General features: G+C 63.3%; 21 protein-coding genes. 18 read left to right on the forward strand and 3 right to left on the reverse strand.

Translation table 11 applies throughout. The features are described 5' to 3' along the window. Positions 1-64: 64 nt before the first annotated feature. The 13 genes from frr (at position 65) to AWB79_RS16865 (ending at position 13,157) form a co-directional block, all read left to right on the forward strand. Positions 65-625, forward strand: a complete 561-nt coding sequence (gene frr / locus AWB79_RS16805; RefSeq protein ID WP_061168555.1) for a ribosome recycling factor — start codon at positions 65-67, stop codon at positions 623-625. Between the two features lie 85 nt (positions 626-710). Further along, positions 711-1,493 (forward strand): polyprenyl diphosphate synthase, encoded by a 783-nt coding sequence (gene uppS / locus AWB79_RS16810; protein WP_061168556.1) that lies wholly within the window; start codon positions 711-713, stop codon positions 1,491-1,493. Next, a complete protein-coding gene (locus AWB79_RS16815) occupies positions 1,487-2,299 on the forward strand; it encodes a phosphatidate cytidylyltransferase (RefSeq protein ID WP_061168557.1) in 813 nt (270 codons plus the stop codon). Before uppS ends, AWB79_RS16815 begins: the two co-directional genes overlap by 7 nt. An 18-nt stretch (positions 2,300-2,317) precedes the next feature. Further along, on the forward strand, positions 2,318-3,535 hold the full coding sequence (locus AWB79_RS16820; protein WP_061168558.1) for a 1-deoxy-D-xylulose-5-phosphate reductoisomerase: 1,218 nt from the start codon (positions 2,318-2,320) through the stop codon (positions 3,533-3,535). Positions 3,536-3,542: 7 nt separating this feature from the next. Beyond that, on the forward strand, positions 3,543-4,937 hold the full coding sequence (gene rseP / locus AWB79_RS16825; RefSeq protein WP_061168559.1) for an RIP metalloprotease RseP: 1,395 nt from the start codon (positions 3,543-3,545) through the stop codon (positions 4,935-4,937). A gap of 77 nt (positions 4,938-5,014) precedes the next feature. After that, positions 5,015-7,327, forward strand: coding sequence for an outer membrane protein assembly factor BamA (bamA, locus tag AWB79_RS16830; RefSeq protein ID WP_061168560.1), 2,313 nt, complete (start codon positions 5,015-5,017; stop codon positions 7,325-7,327). An 82-nt stretch (positions 7,328-7,409) separates the two neighbouring features. Next, positions 7,410-7,940: an OmpH/Skp family outer membrane protein gene (locus AWB79_RS16835; RefSeq protein WP_061168561.1), complete on the forward strand. Its 531-nt coding sequence runs from the start codon at positions 7,410-7,412 to the stop codon at positions 7,938-7,940. Between the two features lie 28 nt (positions 7,941-7,968). Continuing rightward, the gene (gene lpxD / locus AWB79_RS16840; protein WP_061168562.1) at positions 7,969-9,057 is read left to right on the forward strand and encodes a UDP-3-O-(3-hydroxymyristoyl)glucosamine N-acyltransferase; all 1,089 of its coding nucleotides are present in this window, start codon (positions 7,969-7,971) and stop codon (positions 9,055-9,057) included. A 133-nt stretch (positions 9,058-9,190) separates the two neighbouring features. Beyond that, the gene (gene fabZ, locus AWB79_RS16845; protein ID WP_061168563.1) at positions 9,191-9,649 is read left to right on the forward strand and encodes a 3-hydroxyacyl-ACP dehydratase FabZ; all 459 of its coding nucleotides are present in this window, start codon (positions 9,191-9,193) and stop codon (positions 9,647-9,649) included. Positions 9,650-9,692: 43 nt separating this feature from the next. Continuing rightward, positions 9,693-10,481 carry an acyl-ACP--UDP-N-acetylglucosamine O-acyltransferase gene (gene lpxA / locus AWB79_RS16850; protein WP_061168564.1) on the forward strand — a complete coding sequence of 263 codons (789 nt, stop codon included), beginning with the start codon at positions 9,693-9,695 and terminating at the stop codon, positions 10,479-10,481. 11 nt (positions 10,482-10,492) lie between these two features. Further along, positions 10,493-11,659: a lipid-A-disaccharide synthase gene (gene lpxB / locus AWB79_RS16855; protein ID WP_061168565.1), complete on the forward strand. Its 1,167-nt coding sequence runs from the start codon at positions 10,493-10,495 to the stop codon at positions 11,657-11,659. Continuing rightward, positions 11,659-12,363: a ribonuclease HII gene (rnhB, locus tag AWB79_RS16860; protein WP_061168566.1), complete on the forward strand. Its 705-nt coding sequence runs from the start codon at positions 11,659-11,661 to the stop codon at positions 12,361-12,363. The genes lpxB and rnhB overlap by 1 nt, the downstream gene beginning before the upstream one ends. Positions 12,364-12,380: 17 nt before the next feature. Beyond that, on the forward strand, positions 12,381-13,157 hold the full coding sequence (locus tag AWB79_RS16865) for a TrmH family RNA methyltransferase (protein WP_061168567.1): 777 nt from the start codon (positions 12,381-12,383) through the stop codon (positions 13,155-13,157). 12 nt (positions 13,158-13,169) lie between these two features. Here the strand turns inward: AWB79_RS16865 and ppsR are convergent, their stop codons facing one another. After that, positions 13,170-13,988 carry a posphoenolpyruvate synthetase regulatory kinase/phosphorylase PpsR gene (gene ppsR / locus AWB79_RS16870; RefSeq protein ID WP_061168568.1) on the reverse strand — a complete coding sequence of 273 codons (819 nt, stop codon included), beginning with the start codon at positions 13,986-13,988 and terminating at the stop codon, positions 13,170-13,172. Between the two features lie 539 nt (positions 13,989-14,527). Here ppsR and ppsA point away from each other — a divergent pair. From ppsA to AWB79_RS16885, 3 genes are all read left to right on the forward strand, one after another. After that, on the forward strand, positions 14,528-16,945 hold the full coding sequence (gene ppsA, locus AWB79_RS16875; protein ID WP_061168569.1) for a phosphoenolpyruvate synthase: 2,418 nt from the start codon (positions 14,528-14,530) through the stop codon (positions 16,943-16,945). A 96-nt stretch (positions 16,946-17,041) separates the two neighbouring features. Beyond that, positions 17,042-17,473 carry an NfeD family protein gene (locus tag AWB79_RS16880; protein ID WP_061168692.1) on the forward strand — a complete coding sequence of 144 codons (432 nt, stop codon included), beginning with the start codon at positions 17,042-17,044 and terminating at the stop codon, positions 17,471-17,473. Positions 17,474-17,500: 27 nt separating this feature from the next. Further along, the gene (locus AWB79_RS16885; RefSeq protein ID WP_096031555.1) at positions 17,501-18,427 is read left to right on the forward strand and encodes an SPFH domain-containing protein; all 927 of its coding nucleotides are present in this window, start codon (positions 17,501-17,503) and stop codon (positions 18,425-18,427) included. Between the two features lie 46 nt (positions 18,428-18,473). Here the strand turns inward: AWB79_RS16885 and smpB are convergent, their stop codons facing one another. After that, positions 18,474-18,923 (reverse strand): SsrA-binding protein SmpB, encoded by a 450-nt coding sequence (gene smpB / locus AWB79_RS16890; RefSeq protein WP_061168571.1) that lies wholly within the window; start codon positions 18,921-18,923, stop codon positions 18,474-18,476. Between the two features lie 108 nt (positions 18,924-19,031). Between smpB and AWB79_RS16895 the strand changes: the two genes are divergently transcribed. Next, the gene (locus AWB79_RS16895) at positions 19,032-19,469 is read left to right on the forward strand and encodes a type II toxin-antitoxin system RatA family toxin (RefSeq protein WP_061168572.1); all 438 of its coding nucleotides are present in this window, start codon (positions 19,032-19,034) and stop codon (positions 19,467-19,469) included. Next, the gene (locus AWB79_RS16900) at positions 19,466-19,789 is read left to right on the forward strand and encodes an RnfH family protein (protein WP_061168573.1); all 324 of its coding nucleotides are present in this window, start codon (positions 19,466-19,468) and stop codon (positions 19,787-19,789) included. The genes AWB79_RS16895 and AWB79_RS16900 overlap by 4 nt, the downstream gene beginning before the upstream one ends. A gap of 12 nt (positions 19,790-19,801) precedes the next feature. Here AWB79_RS16900 and AWB79_RS16905 read toward each other — a convergent pair whose 3' ends face one another. Then, positions 19,802-20,797, reverse strand: coding sequence for a DMT family transporter (locus AWB79_RS16905; protein WP_061168574.1), 996 nt, complete (start codon positions 20,795-20,797; stop codon positions 19,802-19,804). Positions 20,798-20,966 lie beyond the last annotated feature (169 nt).

Consider the following 20,966-nt stretch of genomic DNA (forward strand, 5'->3'; position numbering starts at 1 on the left):
AGCGCAAAAGCCACGCGCGGGAAGCGCCGCGTTTCGCCAGTAAAACCCAGGTTTGGAGGTTCAAATGAGTGTGGCTGACATTAAAAAGGGCGTCGACCAGAAGATGCAGCGGTCGATCGAAGCGTTCAAGGCCGATCTCGCCAAGATTCGCACGGGCCGCGCCCACACGGGCCTGCTCGATCACATTCAGGTCGACTACTACGGTTCGAACGTGCCCATCTCGCAGGTTGCGAACATGACGCTCGTCGACGCGCGCACGATCGGCGTGCAGCCGTGGGAAAAGAAGATGGTTCCGGTGGTCGAGAAGGCGATCCGCGAATCGGATCTGGGCCTGAACCCGGCCACGCAGGGCGATCTGATCCGCGTGCCGATGCCCGCGCTGACCGAAGAGCGCCGCCGCGAGCTGACCAAGGTCGTCAAGAGCGAAGGCGAAACCGCCAAGGTCGCCGTGCGCAACCTGCGTCGCGACGCGAACGACGCGCTCAAGAAGCTGGTCAAGGACAAGGAAATCTCGGAAGACGACGAGCGCCGCTCGAGCGATGAAGTCCAGAAACTCACGGACAAGTTCGTGGCCGAGATCGACAAGCTCGTTCAGACCAAGGAATCGGAAATCATGACGGTGTGAGGCCGTAGAGACGGTTCTGCCGGCCTCGGGCGTTCGATCATCGAGGCCGGCTCTCACTCCCTCAGTTTTTCAAGATTCAGCGGCCATGACCTATTCCAGCTCTACCGTTACCGTGCCCGATGTCGCGGCTGTCCCGCGTCACGTCGCGATCATCATGGACGGCAATGGCCGTTGGGCGACGGAGCGGCGTCTGCCGCGCGTCGCCGGTCATACGCGCGGCGTCGACGCGGTGCGCGCCACCGTCGAAAGCTGCGCGCTGCGCGGCGTCGAGTTCGTGACGCTTTTCGCGTTCAGCTCGGAAAACTGGCGCCGTCCGACCGAAGAAGTCTCCTTCCTGATGCGTCTGTTCGTGACCGCGCTGGAGCGCGAGATCGGCAAGCTGCACGCCAACGGCATTCGCCTGCGCGTCGTCGGCGACATCTCGCAATTCGACGACCGCATCCGCGCGCTGATCCAGCGCGCCGAAACCAAGACCGCACGCAATACGCGCCTCACGCTGACCATTGCCGCCAACTACGGCGGACGCTGGGACATCATGCAGGCGACCAAGAAGCTCATCGCGCAATCGCTCGAAACCGGCGTGCCGGCCCGTGTGGACGACGAATCGTTCGCCGAACATCTGGCGATGGCCTACGCGCCGGAGCCGGATCTGTTCATCCGCACCGGCGGCGAGCAGCGCATCAGCAACTTCCTGTTGTGGCAGCTCGCGTACACCGAGCTCTATTTCACCGACACCTACTGGCCGGATTTCGACGCCGCCGCGCTCGATCGCGCGATCTCGTCGTACGGCGGGCGCGAACGCCGCTTCGGGCGCACCAGCGCGCAACTCGCTTCCCAATCGCAGAAGGCCGACACCCTTTCATGCTAAGAACCCGTGTCATCACGGCAATCGTTCTGCTGGCGGTTCTCGTGCCGGTCACGCTGTTCGCGCCGATCGGCGCGTTTGCGGCGCTCATCGGCTTCGTCGTCGTGTTCGCGGCCTGGGAATGGGGGCGGCTGCTCAAGCTGAACGGGGCGGGGCCGGTGGCCTATGCGCTGGTCGCGGGGCTCGCGCTGATCTTCAGCGCCTGGCTCGGCGTCGCTTCGAAGCCGCTGTATCAGATGGCCGGGATTTTCTGGGTGCTCGCGGGTCCTTATACGCTCGTGCGCAAGCCGAAGCTCGCCGGCGGTGCATGGCGGGCGTTCCTGCTGTTCGCGGGAATCGTCGTTTTCATCGCCTGCTGGCACGCGGTCGTCGACGCGCGCACGCATGGCGTGGCGTTCGTGCTATCGCTTCTGCTAGTAGTCTGGCTGGCTGATATAGGCGCATACTTCGCCGGAAAAGCGCTCGGCCGCCACAAACTCGCCCCGTCGATCAGCCCGGGCAAGACTTGGGAAGGCGCCATCGGCGGGTGGCTGGCCGTCATTGCGATCGGCGCGATCGCCGCCGCCACCCGCTTTTATGCGCCGACTGTATTCACGGCCTTCGTCGAAAAACTCGGCTGGGACCGCTCGTTCGTCGCGCTGTCCGTGCTGGTCGCGTTCAGCGTGATCGGCGATCTGTTCGAGTCGCTCCTGAAGCGTCAGGCCGGCGTCAAGGACTCCAGCGGCCTCCTGCCTGGCCACGGCGGCGTGCTGGACCGCATCGACGCCTTGTTGCCTGTATTGCCGATCGCATTGCTGATGCTCGGCTGATCGGCTAGAGAAGAATTTATGCAAAAACGTCTCACATTGCTCGGCTCCACGGGCTCGATCGGCGACAGCACGCTCGACGTCGTGGCGCGGCACCCGGACCTGTTCTCGGTCTATGCGCTCAGCGCGCATCGCAACGGCGACAAGCTCGTCGCCCAATGTCTGAAATTCCAGCCGGAAGTGGCGGTCGTAGGCGACGCCGAAACCGCCGCGCGCGTCTCCACGGCGCTGCGCGCGGAAGGCTGCAAGACCGAAGTGATGCACGGGCCGGACGCGCTGGTCGAAGTGGCGCGCGCCTCGCAGTGCGACACGGTCGTGGCGGCCATCGTCGGTGCGGCGGGCCTTGCGCCCACGCTCGCCGCTGCCCGCGCCGGCAAGCGCATCCTGCTCGCGAACAAGGAAGCGCTGGTCATGTCCGGCCAGATCTTCATGGACGCGGTGCACGACAACGGCGCGATCCTGCTGCCGGTCGACAGCGAGCACAACGCCGTGTTCCAGTGCCTGCCGCCCTGCGCGGACAAGGAAGCCAAGCTGCACGGCGGCGTCTCCAAGATCATTCTGACGGCGTCGGGCGGCCCGTTCCGCACGCGCGAGCCCGCGACGCTCGTGAACGTGACGCCCGAAGAAGCCGTCAAGCATCCGAACTGGGCGATGGGCCGCAAGATTTCCGTCGATTCCGCCACGATGATGAACAAGGGCCTCGAAGTCATCGAGGCGCACTGGCTCTTCGATCTGCCGGGTTCGCGCATCGAGGTGCTGATCCATCCGCAGAGCGTGATCCATTCGATGGTTTCCTACGCCGACGGCTCGGTGCTCGCGCAGCTCGGCAACCCCGACATGCGCACGCCTATCGCGCACGCGCTGGCGTATCCTGATCGTGTCGATTCGGGCGTCGCACCGCTCGATCTCGCGCAGATCGCCCAGCTCACCTTCGAGAAGCCCGATTTCGCGCGCTTTCCGTGTCTCGCGCTGGCCATTCAGGCGCTGGAAGCGGGTGGCATCGCGAGCGCTGCGCTCAACGCGGCGAACGAAATCGCCGTGGAAGCGTTCCTCGAACGGCGCATCGGCTTCATGGCGATCGGCGGTGTGGTGGAGCGCGTGCTGAACGCGTTGCCGAACACGAGCGCCAACGCGCTCGACGACGTCCTCGCCGCCGATGCGAACGCGCGCCGTCTCGCCTCCCGTTTCGTCGCAGAGCTCACCGCGAGCGCGCCAGGCGCCGAACCCATCGCCCATTGAGGCCGTCATGAACTTCCTGACCGAAATTGTCGCCTTCGTCGTTGCGATTGGCGTGCTCGTCGTCGTCCACGAATTCGGTCACTACAGTGTCGCGCGGCTGTGTGGCGTGAAAGTGCTGCGCTTCTCGGTCGGATTCGGCAAGCCGCTCGTGCAGTGGGTCAGCAAGAAGACGGGCGTCGAATGGACGATCGCCGCGCTGCCGCTCGGCGGCTACGTGAAGATGCTCGACGAGCGCGAAATCGATCCCGACAGCGGCATGAAGATTCCCGCCGAGGACTTGCCGCGCGCCTTCAACCGGCAGAGCGTGGGCAAGCGCATCGCGATCGTCGCGGCGGGGCCCGTCGCCAATTTCCTGCTCGCGATCCTGCTGTTTTCCGCGGTGTTCGCGAGCGGCGTCACCGAGCCCGCGGCCATCGTGTCGCAGCCGGCGGCGGACACCGCGGCCGCGCACGCGGGCTTCGAGGGAGGCGAAAAAATCCTGTCGATGCGCGACGCCGCAGGCGGCGACGCCCACGCGATCCGCTCGTGGTCCGATCTGCGCTGGAAGTTGCTCGACGCGTCGTTCGATCATCGGCGCATCGTGCTGACGGCGCAGACGCACGACGGCAAGTTCGATTTTCCGGTGAGCGTCGCCGGCATCACCGATGCGGACGCGGATCAGGACTTCATGGACAAGCTCGGCTTCACGCCGGGCGGCGGCACACTCTCGGTGGCCGGCGTCGAGCAGGGCAGCGCCGCACAGAAAAGCGGCCTGAAGGCGGGCGACACGCTGCGCGCGATCGACGGCCGTCCCGTCGACAACGCGACCAGTTTCATCGACTACGTGAAGGCGCATGGCGGCAAGCCCGTGACGCTCGTGATCGAACGCCGGAATGGCGAGCAGAGCACGCAGCAATCGGTGCGGATCGTACCCGAGCTCAAGCGCGATGCGAGCACCGGACACGACGTCGGCCGCATCGGCGCGGCGCTCGCGAATCAGTTGCCGATGGTGGATGTGCGCTACGGTCCGATCGAAAGCCTGCGCCTCGGCGTGAACCGCACGTGGGACATCAGCATGTACTCGCTGCGCATGTTCGGGCGGATGATCACGGGCGAGGCCTCGCTCAAGAATTTGTCGGGACCGGTCACCATTGCCGACTATGCGGGCAAGAGCGCGAGACTCGGTTTGACGGCCTTCGTCTCGTTCCTCGCGCTCGTCAGCATCAGTCTCGGTGTGTTGAACTTGTTACCGATTCCGGTTTTGGACGGTGGGCATCTGTTATATTATTTGGTTGAGGCTGTCACCGGCAAGGCTGTATCCGACCGCTGGCAGCTGGTTCTGCAAAGGGCGGGCCTGGTTTGCATCGTCGCGCTTTCGATGATCGCACTGTTCAACGACCTCGCTCGCCTGATTCGTTTCTGATCCATTTTGACAATTTCTGGCGGCGTCCTTTGTGCGACCGCCGGAACGAATGCAGCTTTAAATACTGGGGAAGCACGTTGTTCAAACCTCATCGCTTTGTTCCTAAGACGGCAGTGGCCGCGGCTTTGGCCGCGACGGGTATGGCGGCGCACGCCACCACGCCGTTCGTCGTGCAGGATATTCGGATCGACGGTCTCCAACGGATCGAACCTGGCTCCGTATTCGCTTATCTGCCGATCAAACAAGGCGATACCTTCACCGACGACAAGGCCTCCGAAGCGATCCGCGCGCTCTACGCGACGGGCTTCTTCAACGACGTCCAGATCGCCACAGAAGGAAACGTGGTCGTCGTGCAGGTGCAGGAGCGTCCGGCCATTTCCGCCATCGACTTCGCGGGACTGCACGAGTTCGACAAGGAAAACCTGACCAAGGCACTGCGCTCGATCGGTCTGTCGCAAGGCCGTTCCTACGACAAGGCGCTGGTCGACAAGGCCGAGCAGGAGCTCAAGCGCCAGTACCTCACGCGCGGTTACTACGCGGCGGAAGTCACGACTACGGTGACGCCGGTGGACCGTAACCGTGTCGCCATTCTGTTCTCGGTGGCTGAAGGCCCGAGCGCGAAGATCCGCCAGATCAATTTCGTGGGCAACAAGGCGTTCAGTTCGAGCACGCTGCTGGGTGAAATGCAGCTGTCCACGCCGAACTGGTTCTCGTGGTACACGAAGAGCGACCTCTACGCGAAGGAAAAGCTCACGGGCGACCTCGAAAACGTGCGCTCGTATTACCTGAACCGCGGCTACCTCGAGTTCAGCATCGACTCCACGCAGGTGTCGATCTCGCCGGACAAGAAGGACATGTATCTGACGATCGCCGTGCACGAAGGCGAGCCGTACAAGATCAGCAGCATCAATCTGTCGGGCAATCTGCTCGACCGCGAAGCAGAACTCAACAAGCTCATCAAGATCAAACCGGGCGAGCGTTTCTCGGCCGAGAAGCTGCAGGCGACCACCAAGTCGATCGTCGACAAGCTCGGCGAATACGGTTACGCATTCGCTCAGGTCAACGCGCAGCCCCAGATCGACCAGGCGAATCACACCGTGGCGCTCACGCTGCAGGTCGACCCGAGCCGCCGCGTGTACGTGCGGCGCGTGAACATTGTCGGCAATACGCGCACGCGTGACGAAGTGGTGCGTCGTGAAATGCGTCAGCTCGAAAGCTCGTGGTTCGACTCGAGCCGCCTTGCGCTGTCGAAGGACCGTATCAACCGTCTCGGCTACTTCACCGATGTCGACGTCACGACGATTCCCGTGGAAGGCACGAGCGACCAGGTCGACGTGGACGTGAAGGTCGCGGAAAAGCCCACCGGCGCGATCACACTGGGCGCAGGCTTCTCGTCGACGGACAAGGTGGTGCTCTCGGCGGGCGTGTCGCAGGACAACGTGTTCGGTTCCGGCACGAGTCTTTCGGTCAACGTGAACACCGCGAAAACGTACCGCACGCTGACCGTGACGCAGGTCGATCCGTATTTCACGATCGACGGCATCAAGCGCATCACCGACGCGTACTACCGCACGTATCAGCCGCTGTACTACTCGACCGATTCGAGCTTCAAGATCATCACGATGGGTGCGGACACCAAGTTCGGCATCCCGTTCTCCGAGCAGGACACCGTGTTCTTCGGCGTAGGCGCCGAGCAGAACACGATGGATACCGACTCGAACACGCCGCAGTCGTACATCAACTACGTGAACGAGTTCGGCCGCGTGGTGAATAACTACCCGCTGACGGTCGGCTGGTCGCGCGATAATCGCGACAGCGCGCTGGTGCCGAGCCGCGGTTATTACATGCAGACGAACGCCGAATACGGCACGCCGCTCGGCAATACCACGTACGCGAAGTTCGACGCGCAGTTCCAGTACTACTACTCGTTCGCGCGTGGTTTCGTGCTCGGCTTCAATGTGCAGGGCGGCTACGGCAAGGGCTTGCAAGGCCAGACGTACCCGATCTTCAAGAACTACTACGCGGGTGGTATCGGTTCGGTGCGTGGCTACTCGCCGAGCTCGCTGGGTCCGCGCGACGCGAAGACGAACGACCCGATCGGCGGCTCGCGCATGGCCGTGGGTAACATCGAACTGACGTTCCCGCTGCCGGGCACGGGTTATGACCGCACGCTGCGCGTTTTCACCTTCCTCGACGCCGGTAACGTCTGGGGCGATCCGAACCAGGGCGGCACGACGTCCGGCGCGAACGGTCTGCGTTACGGCTACGGTGTGGGTCTCGCGTGGATCTCGCCGATCGGCCCGCTCAAGCTGAGCCTGGGTTTCCCGCTGCAGAAACACGAAGGCGATCAGTACCAGAAGTTCCAGTTCCAGATCGGTACGGCTTTCTAAGCCGCGCTCCGATGAACTCGAACTTCATTCAATCAGACGTAACGTGAGGAACACTTTGGGAACCGGTAAGCATTCGAAACATATGGCGCTGGCGCTTGCGTTGTCGATGGTTCTCGGCCTGGGCACGGCGGTGTCCGCCAGCGCCCAGGAAGCGCGCATCGCTGCGGTCAATTCCGACCGCATCCTGCGCGAATCGGCGGCGGCGAAGGCTGCGCAGCTGAAGCTCGAGCAGGAATTTTCCAAGCGCGACAAGGCACTGCAGGACATGGCGCAGCGCCTCAAGTCGCTCTCCGACAACATCGACAAGAACGGCGCCACGATATCGCCGGCCGACCGCGCGGCGCGTCAGCGCGATCTCGCGCAGCTCGACGCGGACTTTCAGCGCAAGCAGCGCGAATTCCGCGAAGACCTGAACCAGCGCCGCAACGAGGAACTCGCGGCGGTGCTGGACCGGGCGAACAAGGTGATCAAGCAGATCGCGGAGCAGCAGCACTATGACCTGATCGTTCAGGAAGCGGTGTACGTGAGCCCGCGGATCGACATCACGGATCAGGTGCTGAAGGCGCTGGCGGCCAGTTCCGGCGGCGCGGCCAGCGGCTCGAGCGCGAACTGACGAGGACCGAGACGAGATGGCATCAGGCATGGCGATCACGCTCGACGATCTGGTGAAGCGCTTCGGCGGCGAGGTGGCTGGCGACGGCGCGCACGCCGTCGGGAGTCTCGCGCCGCTCGACAAGGCCGGTCCCGGGCAACTCGCGTTCCTCGCGAATCAGAAATACCTGCCGCAGGTGGAGACGACGCGCGCCGGCGCCGTATTGATTTCCCCCGCTGACCTCGAGAAGGTGACGAACCGCGCGGGCAGTAATTTCATCGTCACGCCGAATCCGTACGCTTACTTCGCGCGCGTGGCTCAGGCGTTCATCGATCTGGCAACGCCCAAGCCCGTGCCGGGCGTGCATCCGAGCGCGAGCATCGATCCCGCCGCGAAAGTGGCGGCGAGCGCCGTGATCGGCCCGCATGTGACGGTCGAAGCGGGCGCGGTCGTCGGTGAACGGGTGAAGCTGGACGCGGGCGTGGTCGTCGGCCGGGGCGTCAAGCTCGGCGATGACGTGCATCTGTACCCGAACGTCACCGTCTATCACGGCTGCAAGCTCGGCGCGCGCGTGATCGTGCACGCGGGCGCGGTGATCGGCGCGGACGGTTTCGGCTTCGCGCCGGATTTCACGGGCGAAGGCGACGCGCGCACCGGAAGCTGGGTGAAGATTCCGCAGGTCGGCGCCGTCGATATCGCCGACGACGTCGAGATCGGCGCGAACACGACCATCGACCGTGGCGCGATGGCGGATACCGTCATCGAGGAGTGCGTGAAGATCGACAATCTCGTGCAGATCGGCCATAACTGCCGCATCGGCGCGTATACCGTCGTCGCCGGCTGTGCGGGCATCGCGGGAAGCACGAACATCGGCAAGCATTGCATGATCGGCGGCGCGGTAGGTATCGCGGGCCACGTGACGCTGGCGGATTACGTGATCGTCACGGCGCAGTCGGGCGTCTCGAAGTCGCTGACGAAGCCTGGCATGTACACCAGCGCGTTCCCGGCCGTGCCGCACGCGGACTGGAACAAGAGCGCGGCGATCATGCGCAATCTCGATAAAATGCGCGAGCGCATCAAGGCGCTGGAGACGGCGCTTGCCGGCGCGCCCAGGCGAGAAGGCGAGAGCGGCACCTGAAGCGAGGTGAGCCGCGGCAGAATCGAGAGCGGGCCGGTTCGAGCCGCTTCACGAGACACAGCAATCCGGGCGGGCGTCGAAGACGGCCCGCCGTCCAATTTCCGCGCCCGATACGCGCGTGAGCAGAACGACCATGAGCACAGAAAAAATCAATCTCGACATCCACAAGATCCTCACGCTGCTGCCGCATCGCTATCCGATTCTGCTCGTGGACCGCGTGCTCGAACTCGAGCCGCACAAGAGCATCAAAGCGTTGAAGAACGTGACGATCAACGAGCCGTATTTTCAGGGCCACTTCCCGACGCGCCCGGTCATGCCGGGCGTGCTGATTCTCGAAGCGCTCGCGCAGACGGCGGCGCTTTTGACCTTCGCGGAAGAGCCGCACGATCCGACCAATACGCTGTACTACTTCGTCGGTATCGACGGCGCGCGCTTCAAGCGCGTGGTGGAACCGGGCGATCAGCTGATCCTCAACGTTCACTTCGAGCGGTACATGCGGGGCATCTGGAAGTTCAAGGCGCGTGCCGAGGTCGATGGCGCTGTCGCCGCCGAGGCCGAGCTCATGTGTACCGTCAAGAACACGGACGCGTAAGCGTTCACGTTCACCGTAACGAACAGCATAGGCGAACAAGCGCATGAGCAAGATTCACCCAACCGCGATCATCGAGCCGGGCGCGCAGCTCGACGAGTCCGTCGAGATCGGGCCGTATGCGATCGTCGGCGCGCACGTCGTGATCGGCGCGGGCACGACCGTCGGTTCGCACTGCGTGATCGAAGGCCACACGACGATTGGCCAGGACAACCGCATCGGCCACTACGCGTCGATCGGCGGCCGTCCGCAGGACATGAAGTACAAGGGCGAGCCGACGCGGCTCGAAATCGGCGACCGCAACACCATCCGCGAATTCACGACGCTGCACACGGGCACGGTGCAGGATCAGAGTCTGACTTCCATTGGCAGTGACTGCTGGATCATGGCGTACGTGCACGTGGGGCACGACTGCCGGCTCGGCAACAACGTCATCATGTCGAGCAACGCGCAACTGGCCGGGCACGTGATTGTCGGCGATCACGCGATCGTGGGCGGCATGTCGGGCGTGCACCAGTTCGTGCGCATCGGCGCCCATTCCATGCTGGGCGGCGCTTCGGCGCTGGTGCAGGACGTGCCGCCGTTCGTCATTGCAGCGGGCAACAAGGCGGAGCCGCACGGCATCAACGTCGAAGGCCTGCGCCGCCGCGGCTTCACGCCCGACGCCATCTCGGCGCTGCGCTCGGCGTATCGCATCGTGTACAAGAGCGGCCTGTCGCTCGAAGAGGCGAAACTGCAGCTCAAGGAACTGAGCACGGCAGGCGGCGAGGGCGACGAACCCGTCAAGGCATTCTCGGACTTCATCGCGGCGTCGCAGCGCGGCATCATCCGCTGACGCGCCACCCGATGACCCTGATCACCCACCCGCCACGCGTCGCGATGGTCGCGGGCGAGCCTTCCGGCGACCTGCTCGCCGCCTCGCTGCTCAAGGGCCTGCGCAATACGCTTCCGGAGGGCACGCGCTACAGCGGAATCGGCGGCCCGCGCATGACGGCCGAAGGCTTCGAAGCGCACTGGCCGATGGACAAGCTGTCCGTGCGCGGCTATGTCGAAGCGCTGAAGCACATTCCCGGGATTCTCGGCATCCGCAACGAGATCAAGCGCCAGCTGCTCGCGGAGCCGCCTTCGGTGTTCATCGGCGTGGACGCACCAGATTTCAATTTCGGGCTCGAACAGCCGTTGCGCGAAGCGGGCATTCCGACCGTGCATTTCGTGTGCCCGTCGATCTGGGCGTGGCGCGGCGGGCGCATCAAGAAGATTGTGAAGGCGGTCGATCACATGCTGTGCGTGTTTCCGTTCGAAACCGCGCTGCTGGAGAAGTCGGGCGTGGCGGCGAGTTACGTCGGCCATCCACTTGCCGACGAAATTCCGCTCGAGCCGGACACGATGGGCGCGCGCCGCGAACTGGGGCTGGCGGAAGGCGGTCCGGTGATCGCCGTGCTGCCGGGCAGCCGCCGCTCCGAAATTTCGCTCATCGGACCGACTTTCTTCGACGCAATGGAACTGATGCAGCTCCGCGAGCCCGGCGTGCGCTTTCTGATGCCCGCGGCGAATCCGGCGTTGCGCGAATTGCTGCGGCCGCTCGTGGACGCGCATCCGCATCTGTCGCTGACGATCACCGACGGCAACGCCCAGCGCGCCATGACCGCCGCCGACGCGATTCTGGTGAAAAGCGGCACCGTGACGCTCGAAGCGGCGCTGCTCAAGAAGCCGATGGTCATCTCGTACAAGGTGCCCTGGCTCACGGGTCAGATCATGCAGCGGCAGGGCTACCTGCCGTACGTCGGCTTGCCGAACATTCTCGCGGGGCGCTTCGTCGTGCCGGAAATCCTGCAGCATTTCGCGACGCCCGAGGCGCTCGCGGACGCTACGCTGAAACAGTTGAACGACGAGGCCAACCGCCGTACTCTGACGGAAGTCTTCACCGACATGCACATCGCGCTGCGTCAGAACACGTCGCAGAAGGCGGCGGAAGCCGTGGCGCGCGTGCTCGAAACGCGGAGGCCGCGCTAATGGCGGCGACACGATCAGCTCAGGCTGGGCTCGATTTCAGCTCTCCCTTCGACATCATCTGTGGCGTCGATGAAGCCGGGCGCGGTCCGCTCGCGGGCCCGGTCGTTGCCGCGGCGGTCATCTTCGATCCCGCCAAGCCGCGCATCAACGGCCTCGACGATTCGAAGGCGCTCTCCGCGAAGAGGCGCGAAGAGCTTTACGAGAAGATCGTCGATCGGGCGCTCGCGTATTGCATTGCCTCGGCAAGCGTCGAGGAAATCGACACCATCAACATCCTGCACGCGTCCATGCTCGCGATGAAGCGCGCCGTGGAAGGGCTGTCCGTCGCTCCGACGCTGGTGAAGGTCGATGGCAACCGCTGCCCGATGCTGTCGATCCGCGCCGAAGCCGTAATCGGCGGCGATGCGCTCATCAAGCAGATTTCGGCGGCGTCGATTCTCGCGAAGGTCACGCGGGACCGCATGCTGGTCGAACTGCACGAGTCCTATCCGATGTACGGCTTCGCCACGCATTCGGGTTACGGCACGCCGCAACACCTGAAGGCGCTGCGCGAACATGGCCCGTGCGAGCATCATCGGCGTTCGTTCGCGCCGGTGCGCGAGGCGCATGCGCTGGTTTTCGGCTCGGTGCTGCCCGAGATCGCGCCGGAAGTGCTGCAGGTCGCATCGCCGATCGAAGACGATCCCGACGCGCTCGCTTTCTGAGCGTCATTCGATTCAACGTGAAATCCATCACTTCGCGGGACAACCCGCTCTACAAGCGTATCAAGGCGCTCGCCGGTTCCACGGCGCAGCAGCGCAGAAGCGGCCACGCGCTGCTCGAAGGCCTGCATCTCGCCTCGGCTTATCTCGACACCGCGGGTCAGCCGGAGACCTGCATCGTTACCGAAGGCGCGCTCACGCATGAAGAGGCCCGCGAGATCGTCGCGCGAATCGAGGAAAAGCGTGTGGTCGTGCTGCCGGATGCGCTGTTCGGGCAGCTTTCCAGCGTCGTGCATGGCGTGGGCATGCTGCTGCTCGTCGAAAAGATCGATGCCGAGTTGCCCGCGCGCGTCGCCGAAACCTGCGTGATCCTCGACGGCGTTCAGGACGCCGGCAATGTCGGCTCGATCCTGCGCAGCGCGGCGGCGGCAGGCATCACGCGCGTGTTCTGCGCGCCGGGAACGGCGTACGCGTGGTCGTCCAAGGTGCTGCGCTCGGGCATGGGCGCGCATTTTCTGCTGGATATCTTCGAAGACGTCGAAGCGGCGGATTTGATCGCCCGGCTCGACGCGCCGGTGACGATTACCGATTCGCACGGCGCAGTCGCCCTGTACGATTGCGATTTGTCGGGCGCGCTTGCGTGGGTGTTCGGCAACGAAGGGGCGGGGGTGTCGCAAATCTGGCGCGATGCCGTCACGCATCGTGTGACGATTCCGCAGCCGGGCGGCATGGAATCGCTCAATGTGGCGGCCGCGGCGGCGATCTGCCTGTTCGAGCAGTGCCGCCAGCAGCGCTGATCGATCAAGTAATCAGTAGTAGGAAGGCCGTTCCGGCTTCACTTCCTGCAGGATCGTCGTCGCGATTTCCTCAATCGACTTGTGCGTCGACGAGAGCCACTTGATGCCCTCGCGCTTCATCATCATTTCTGCCTCGTTGATCTCGTAGCGGCAGTTTTCGAGCGCCGCGTACTTGCTGCCCGGACGCCGCTCGTTGCGAATCTCAGCGAGCCGCTGCGGATCGATCGACAGACCGAACATCTTCTCGCGATGTTCGAGCAACGGAGTCGGCAGCTTGCCGCGCTCGAAATCTTCCGGAATCAGCGGATAGTTCGCCGCCTTCACGCCGTATTGCATCGCGAGATAAAGGCTCGTCGGCGTCTTGCCGCTGCGCGACACGCCGACCAGGATCACGTCGGCGTCGGCGAGATTGCGGTTGGACTGGCCGTCGTCGTGCGCGAGCGAGAAGTTGATCGCCTCGATGCGGTTCTTGTATTCCTCGGTGTCGGCGTTCTGGTGCACGCGGCCCATGGCGTGCGTCGACTTCATTTCCAGCTCGTGCTCGAGCGGCTCGATGAAGGTCTGGAACATGTCGAGCACGAGCGCGTTGCACCCCTTGACGACTTCGTTCGACGCGCTGTCGACGAGCGTGGTGAACACGATCGGCCGGCGGCCATCGAGCGTGACGGCCTCGTTGATCTTCTGGACGGTCGCATACGCCTTGTCGATCGAATCGACGAAGGGCACGCGCACGAGCCGGAATTTCTGGTCGAACTGGGCCATGATCGAATGCGCGAACGTTTCGGCAGTGATCCCAGTACCGTCGGAGACGATGAATACGGAAGGCGGCATCGGAAAAAAGAGGGAACGAGTTGAAGCGAAGGTGCTCGAACGCTGATCAGCCGAGCGCACAAAGCACCGCAAAAGCACGAACGCCGGAAAAACCTGTGCGGAAAACCTGTGTTATGGTAGCTGACCGCTGACAGACATCAAGACCGCGATCAAGACCGCGATCAAGACCGCGTCCGGCTGTGGGCTGACCCACGGTCAGGCGTGAAAGACCTCGATTTTGCCGTGGAACGACTGTCCGGTCGAACCAAATTTGAAATACGGCAAGGTAGAATAGCGGCAACCTGTTCGATAAGCAATTGCGGACAAATTGATTCGGATTTTCGTCAAATCGCGGTCGTTTCGTGGCTTTTCGTTGGGTAATCCACGTTTTCGAGCAGATTCCAGACGTCCCGCTTCTATTTGCAATGCGCCGGTTCCGGTCGCGTTTCCCCGAAGGTTTATCAAACAGGTTGTGCGAGATGCGCAGGCGCTTCCAATGGGCGCCCGCGCATATGAGCCCACTCGTGCGATCGTGAATTCCATCCACCTTAGGGGCTTGTATGACTAACGCAGTCAATGTTGCGAACGATGTCGCAAAGGATCAGGCGTATGTAGTTCCATTCGAGCAGTTGCGAATGACCGACGTGGAAATCGTCGGTGGCAAGAATGCCTCGCTCGGCGAAATGATCAGCCAGCTTTCCGAAGCCGGCGTTCGTGTGCCGACGGGCTTTGCCACAACTGCGCTCGCATTCCGCGACTTCCTCCATCACAACAACCTGACGGATCGCATCGCCAAACGTCTCGAGACGCTCGACGTCGACGACGTGAAGGCGCTCGCCGAAGCCGGTAAGGAAATCCGCCAGTGGATCGTCGACGCGCCGATGCAGCCGCGTCTCGAAGACGAAATCCGCCGCGGCTTCGAAGTCCTGCAGAACAGCTCGCCCGAAGAGCTTTCGTTCGCCGTGCGCTCGTCCGCGACCGCCGAAGACTTGCCAGACGCATCGTTCGCGGGTCAGCAGGAAAGCTATCTGAACGTAGTCGGCATCGAAGACGTGCTTGATCGCATGAAGCACGTGTTCGCTTCGCTGTACAACGACCGCGCCATTTCCTATCGCGTCCACAAGGGCTTCACGCATGCCGAAGTCGCGTTGTCGGCCGGCGTGCAGCGCATGGTGCGCTCGGACGTCGGCGCGGCCGGCGTCATGTTCACCATCGACACCGAATCGGGCTTCAAGGAAACCGTGTTCATCACGTCGAGCTACGGCCTCGGTGAAACGGTCGTGCAGGGCGCGGTGAATCCGGACGAGTTCCACGTCTTCAAGACCACGCTCGAACAGGGCAAGTATCCGATCATCCGCCGTTCCATCGGTTCGAAGCTCATCAAGATGGAATTCACGAAGCCGGGCGAACCGGGCCGCGTGAAGACCGTCGACGTGCCGCACGAGCAGCGCAACCGCTTCTCGATCACCGACGAAGACGTGATCGAGCTCGCAAAGTACGCGGTGATCATCGAGAAGCACTACCAGCGTCCGATGGACATCGAGTGGGGCAAGGATGGCCGCGACGGCAAGATTTTCATTCTTCAGGCGCGCCCCGAAACGGTGAAAAGCCAGGCGTCCGGCAAGGCCGAGATGCGCTTCAAGCTGAAGGGTCAGTCGAACGTGCTCGCCACGGGCCGCGCGATCGGCCAGAAGATCGGCGCGGGTCCCGTGCGCGTGATTCACGATCCGTCGGAAATGGAGCGCGTGCAGCCGGGCGACGTGCTGGTCGCCGACATGACCGACCCGAACTGGGAACCGGTGATGAAGCGCGCATCGGCCATCGTGACGAATCGCGGCGGGCGCACCTGCCACGCGGCGATCATCGCGCGTGAGCTGGGCGTGCCGGCGGTGGTCGGCTGCGGCGACGCAACGGACATCCTGAAGGAAGGCGCGCTCGTTACGGTGTCGTGTGCGGAAGGCGACGAAGGCAAGATCTACGACGGCCTGCTCGAAACCGAAGTGACCGAAGTCCAGCGCGGCGAACTGCCGAAGATTCCGGTCAAGATCATGATGAACGTCGGCAATCCGCAACTCGCGTTCGACTTCGCGCAGTTGCCGAACGCGGGCGTGGGTCTCGCGCGCCTCGAGTTCATCATCAACAACAACATCGGCGTGCATCCGAAGGCGATTCTGGAGTACCCGAACGTCGACGCCGATCTGAAGAAGGCGGTCGAATCCGTCGCGCGCGGCCATGCGTCGCCGCGAGCGTTCTACGTCGACAAGCTGACGGAAGGCATCGCCACGATCGCGGCGGCGTTCTATCCGAAGCCCGTCATCGTGCGTCTGTCGGACTTCAAGTCGAACGAGTACAAGAAGCTGATCGGCGGTTCGCGCTACGAGCCGGACGAAGAAAATCCGATGCTCGGTTTCCGTGGCGCGTCGCGCTATATCGCGGAAGACTTCGCCGAGGCGTTCCATATGGAATGCATCGCGCTGAAGAAGGTGCGCGAGGAAATGGGTCTGGACAACGTGCAGATCATGGTGCCGTTCGTGCGTACGCTGAAGCAGGCGGATCGCGTGGTCGAGCTGCTGAAGAAGTTCGGCCTCGAGCGCGGCAAGAACGACCTCAAGCTGGTGATGATGTGCGAAGTGCCGTCCAACGCGATTCTCGCCGAGCAGTTCCTGGAGCGCTTCGATGGCTTCTCGATCGGCTCGAACGACTTGACGCAACTGACGCTCGGCCTCGACCGCGACTCCGGCATGGAGCTGCTCGCGGCCGACTTCGACGAGCGCGACGAAGCGGTGCAGTTCATGCTCAAGCGCGCGGTCGAAACGTGTCTCAGGCTGAACAAGTACGTCGGTATTTGCGGGCAGGGTCCTTCGGATCATCCGGACCTCGCCGAGTGGCTCGCGAAGCTGGGCATCGAATCGATGTCGCTGAACCCGGACACGATCATCGAAACCTGGCAGCAGCTGGCGAAGACGTTGTCAAAATAAGTCGTGACGCACCTTTCCACTTGCTTTCGGATCGGTGTAGCGTGATATAAAAAACACCCCGGACTGGTCCGGGGTGTTTTCGTTTGGAGACCGATGATGGAAACGGGCGGGCTGATCTGGTGGGTCGCGGCGGGCGCGCTGATCGTCGCGGAGTTGTTCACCGGCACGTTCTATTTGCTGATGATCGCGCTCGGGATGATCGCGGGCGGGCTCGCCTACGTGATGGGCGCGATGCCGTATGTGCAGATGGGCGCGGCGGCGGTCATCGCGCTGATCGCGGTCGTGGTGCTGCGGCGCTCGCGCTTCGGCAACTGGAAGCGGCGCGGGGAAGCGTCGCGCGATGCGGCGGTGAATCTCGATATCGGCGCGACGCTCGAAGTCGATCAATGGCGCGACGGCCGCGCGCGGGCGATGTATCGCGGCGCGCAGTGGGATGTGGAACTCGCGCCGGGTGAGACCGAGGGCGCGCGCTTCTATCGCATCACGGCGCTCGACGGCAATCGTCTCATCGTCGCGGCCAAACGCTAGTTCTAAAAAAGGAGAAAAATAATGGAAATGTACTTCGCGCTCATCGTGCTCATCATCGCGGTGGTGATCGTGTCGAAAACGGTCAAGATCGTTCCGCAGCAGCACGCATGGATTCTGGAACGCCTCGGCCGATATCACGCGACGCTCACGCCCGGACTCAACATCGTGCTGCCGTTCATCGACCGGATCGCGTACAAGCATATGCTGAAGGAGATTCCGCTCGAAGTGCCGAGTCAGGTCTGCATAACGCGCGACAATACGCAGCTTCAGGTCGACGGCGTGCTGTACTTCCAGGTCACCGACGCGATGAAGGCGTCGTACGGGTCGAGCAACTTCGTGTTCGCGATCACGCAGTTGTCGCAAACTACGCTGCGTTCGGTCATCGGCAAGCTGGAACTCGACAAGACCTTCGAGGAACGGGATTTCATCAACCAGAGCATCGTCAATGCGCTCGACGAAGCCGCGTCGAACTGGGGCGTGAAGGTGCTGCGCTACGAGATCAAGGACCTCACGCCGCCCAAGGAAATCCTCCACGCGATGCAGGCGCAGATCACCGCCGAGCGCGAGAAGCGCGCGTTGATCGCGGCATCGGAAGGGCGCAAGCAGGAGCAGATCAATCTGGCGTCGGGCGCGCGCGAGGCGGCGATCCAGAAGTCGGAAGGCGAGCGTCAGGCCGCGATCAATCAGGCGCAGGGCGAAGCGGCCGCGATTCTCGCGGTGGCGGAAGCGAATGCACAGGCCATCGAGAAGATCGGCACGGCGATCCACATGACGGGCGGCATGGAGGCGGTGAATCTGAAGGTAGCGGAGCAGTATGTCGGCGCGTTCGCCAATCTGGCGAAGCAGGGCAATACGCTGATCGTGCCGGGCAACATGTCCGATATGAGCTCGATGATCGCGTCGGCGCTGGCCATCGTGAAGGGCGAGGGCGGCGGGCTCATCAAGAAGGGCTAAAAACAAACGGGGCGCTTCAGAGCGCCCCGCTTTGTATTCGCGCGTTTCAGCGTGTCGCCGTGCGCATCAGTCGCGCGCGTTCGCGATCCCAGTCGCGTTTCTTTTCGGTCTCGCGCTTGTCGTGCAGCTTCTTGCCCTTCGCCAGGCCGATCTCGCATTTCACGCGGCCTTCCTTGTAGTGGAAGTTCAGCGGCACGAGCGTGTGCCCGCGCTGCTCGACCTTGCCGATGAGCTTGTCGATCTGATCGCGATGCAGAAGCAGCTTGCGCGTGCGTACCGGATCGAGGTTCGCGAATTTCGACGCCTCGGGCAGTGGGCTGATATGCGTGCCGATCAGAAAGAGCTCGCCTTGCTTGATGACGACGTAGCCTTCCTTGATCTGTCCGCGGCCCGCGCGCAGTGCCTTGACTTCCCAGCCCTCGAGCACGAGCCCCGCCTCGTAGCGCTCTTCGATGAAGTAATCGAAGAAGGCTTTTCTGTTGTCGATGATGCTCATGAATGGAAAGTGCCCAACTCGTTTAAAATCACGATTTTAGCAGCGCGCCCTCAGTCGGAAGAACTTATGACGCGTTGCCACCCAATCTAGCCACCCGCTGCGCCCTCTATGGCAGACGTCCAGAAAACCGTATTGATCCGCCATTCAGCGGAAGAAATGTTCGACCTCGTCACCGATGTCGCCGACTACCCCAATTTTTTGCCCTGGTGCGGCGGCGTCGAAATCGGCCGCCAGGACGAAAACGGCATGGAGGCGAAGATCGACATCAGCTTTAAAGGCATCAAGCAGCATTTCGCGACGCGCAACACCCAGAAGCGTCCGACGAATATCGATATGGAGTTCCTTAGCGGGCCTTTCAAGAAGTTCACCGGATATTGGCGCTTCACGCCGCTGCGCGCGGACGCCTGCAAGATCGAATTCGCGCTGCACTATGAGTTTTCCAACGTGATTCTGGAGAAGCTCATCGGGCCGGTGTTCAGCCATATCGCCAATACGTTCGTCGATTCCTTCGTGAAGCGCGCCGACCAGCGCTACGGTAAGCCATGATGCGGATCGACGTGTGTTATGGCCTACCTGGCGGCGCGTTTCTCACGCGCGTCGAGTTGCGCGAAGGCGCGACGGTGCGCGAGGCCATCGAGGCGAGCGGCGTGCTGCGGGCGCACCAGGAGATCGATCTTGCGACGCAGAAGGTCGGCGTGTTCGGCAAGCTCAGGCCGCTCGACGCGGCGCTCGCCGATCTCGATCGTGTGGAGATTTATCGCCCGCTGAAGGTGGATCCGAAGACCGCGCGCCAGCGTCGTGTCGACAAGACGCGCCGCGCCGGATCGATCGAAGGGCGCAAGTGGCAGTCGAAGGACTCGCGCTGATTCAACGCAGGTTCAGTGCGCGGGTGCTTGCTTTGCTTCTCCGGTCTTCCCCACGCGACGCGCCGGCTCGACCGTATGTTGTCTGACCGACCAGCTCACGCCCGCGAGCAGCAGGACGATCGCGAGCACTTCGGGCGTGCGCGGCCAGCGGCTATCGTAGACGAATGCGTAAAGCAGCGCGAAAAGCGTCTCGAACGCGATCATCTGACCTGAAAGCGTGAGCGGCAGACGTTTCGCCGCCGCGTTCCACAGCATGTTGCCGAGCCACGAGCCGACCGTCGCCAGCGCGATGCTCACGATCCAGAAAAGCTGCCAGCGCGCGGCGGGCACGCTCGCCTGCACCGTGCCTGCGGGCAGCAGCCACACCAGCGCGCCGAGGATCGCGCCGAGTAGACCCGTCACGATGCCCCACAGCACCGACCACTCGTTGCCGTCGAAATGGCGGTTTGCCTGCAGATAGCGCGCGTTGACGACCGCATACCACGTCCACGCCGCGAGTGCGCCGACCGCGCAGGCGAGCCCGGCTACGCGGGTCAGGATGCTCGTCGCAGGCTCGCCGCTGCCCGAGCCGCCGAGCACGTCGCTGAACACATCCACATTGATGCACGCGATGCCCGCCAGCACCAGCAGCAGCGGCGCGGCGAGCCGTTTCAGCTCGACCGCGCCGTGATCGCGCCGGCCGGCGAGCGTCACCGTCACGGGCAGAATGCCGACGATCAGCGATGCTGGCGCGACGCCCACGAGCTGCACGGCGCTCGCGAGCAGCATGTAGTAGAGCAGGTTGCCGACCAGCGCCAGCTTCACCAGCGCGACGAAATCGGCGCGCGTGAGCTTGGCGATGAGCCTGCGCGCGAACGGCAGCGCGACTGCGAGCGACACGACGCCGTACATCAGATACCGGCCGATGGACAGCGTGAGCGGCGAAAAGTCTGGCAGGATTCGCGGCGCCAGAAAAATGAAACCCCAGATGGCGCCCGCCGACATTCCGTACATCACACCGCGCTGCATTGCCCGACTCCCTACGTTTGTTTCAAGATTTCACGAAAAGCGCCGAAGCGTAGCACGCGCCGGGCGCGCCGGTCTTGTTCAAAACTGCACGCGGCGCGGCCGCGCGAGCGGCAAAATCGCGCCCGCCGGCGGCGCGGATTTTGCGGCTGAATGGCCTAAGCTGCTGTTC

Origin of the sequence: Caballeronia hypogeia (assembly GCF_001544875.2) — a bacterium.
GTDB classification, from domain to species: Bacteria; Pseudomonadota; Gammaproteobacteria; order Burkholderiales; family Burkholderiaceae; genus Caballeronia; species Caballeronia hypogeia.

What these genes read in the sequence shown, in the direction of transcription:
- frr (WP_061168555.1), top strand. Translation starts at nt 65, where the DNA reads ATGAGTGTGGCTGACATTAAAAAGGGCGTCGACCAGAAGATGCAGCGG.
- uppS (WP_061168556.1), top strand. Translation starts at nt 711, where the DNA reads ATGACCTATTCCAGCTCTACCGTTACCGTGCCCGATGTCGCGGCTGTC.
- AWB79_RS16815 (WP_061168557.1), top strand. Translation starts at nt 1,487, where the DNA reads ATGCTAAGAACCCGTGTCATCACGGCAATCGTTCTGCTGGCGGTTCTC.
- AWB79_RS16820 (WP_061168558.1), top strand. Translation starts at nt 2,318, where the DNA reads ATGCAAAAACGTCTCACATTGCTCGGCTCCACGGGCTCGATCGGCGAC.
- rseP (WP_061168559.1), top strand. Translation starts at nt 3,543, where the DNA reads ATGAACTTCCTGACCGAAATTGTCGCCTTCGTCGTTGCGATTGGCGTG.
- AWB79_RS16835 (WP_061168561.1), top strand. Translation starts at nt 7,410, where the DNA reads ATGGCGCTGGCGCTTGCGTTGTCGATGGTTCTCGGCCTGGGCACGGCG.
- lpxD (WP_061168562.1), top strand. Translation starts at nt 7,969, where the DNA reads ATGGCGATCACGCTCGACGATCTGGTGAAGCGCTTCGGCGGCGAGGTG.
- fabZ (WP_061168563.1), top strand. Translation starts at nt 9,191, where the DNA reads ATGAGCACAGAAAAAATCAATCTCGACATCCACAAGATCCTCACGCTG.
- lpxA (WP_061168564.1), top strand. Translation starts at nt 9,693, where the DNA reads ATGAGCAAGATTCACCCAACCGCGATCATCGAGCCGGGCGCGCAGCTC.
- lpxB (WP_061168565.1), top strand. Translation starts at nt 10,493, where the DNA reads ATGACCCTGATCACCCACCCGCCACGCGTCGCGATGGTCGCGGGCGAG.
- rnhB (WP_061168566.1), top strand. Translation starts at nt 11,659, where the DNA reads ATGGCGGCGACACGATCAGCTCAGGCTGGGCTCGATTTCAGCTCTCCC.
- ppsR (WP_061168568.1), bottom strand. Translation starts at nt 13,988, where the DNA reads ATGCCGCCTTCCGTATTCATCGTCTCCGACGGTACTGGGATCACTGCC.
- ppsA (WP_061168569.1), top strand. Translation starts at nt 14,528, where the DNA reads ATGACTAACGCAGTCAATGTTGCGAACGATGTCGCAAAGGATCAGGCG.
- AWB79_RS16880 (WP_061168692.1), top strand. Translation starts at nt 17,042, where the DNA reads ATGGAAACGGGCGGGCTGATCTGGTGGGTCGCGGCGGGCGCGCTGATC.
- AWB79_RS16885 (WP_096031555.1), top strand. Translation starts at nt 17,501, where the DNA reads ATGTACTTCGCGCTCATCGTGCTCATCATCGCGGTGGTGATCGTGTCG.
- smpB (WP_061168571.1), bottom strand. Translation starts at nt 18,923, where the DNA reads ATGAGCATCATCGACAACAGAAAAGCCTTCTTCGATTACTTCATCGAA.
- AWB79_RS16895 (WP_061168572.1), top strand. Translation starts at nt 19,032, where the DNA reads ATGGCAGACGTCCAGAAAACCGTATTGATCCGCCATTCAGCGGAAGAA.
- AWB79_RS16900 (WP_061168573.1), top strand. Translation starts at nt 19,466, where the DNA reads ATGATGCGGATCGACGTGTGTTATGGCCTACCTGGCGGCGCGTTTCTC.
- AWB79_RS16905 (WP_061168574.1), bottom strand. Translation starts at nt 20,797, where the DNA reads ATGCAGCGCGGTGTGATGTACGGAATGTCGGCGGGCGCCATCTGGGGT.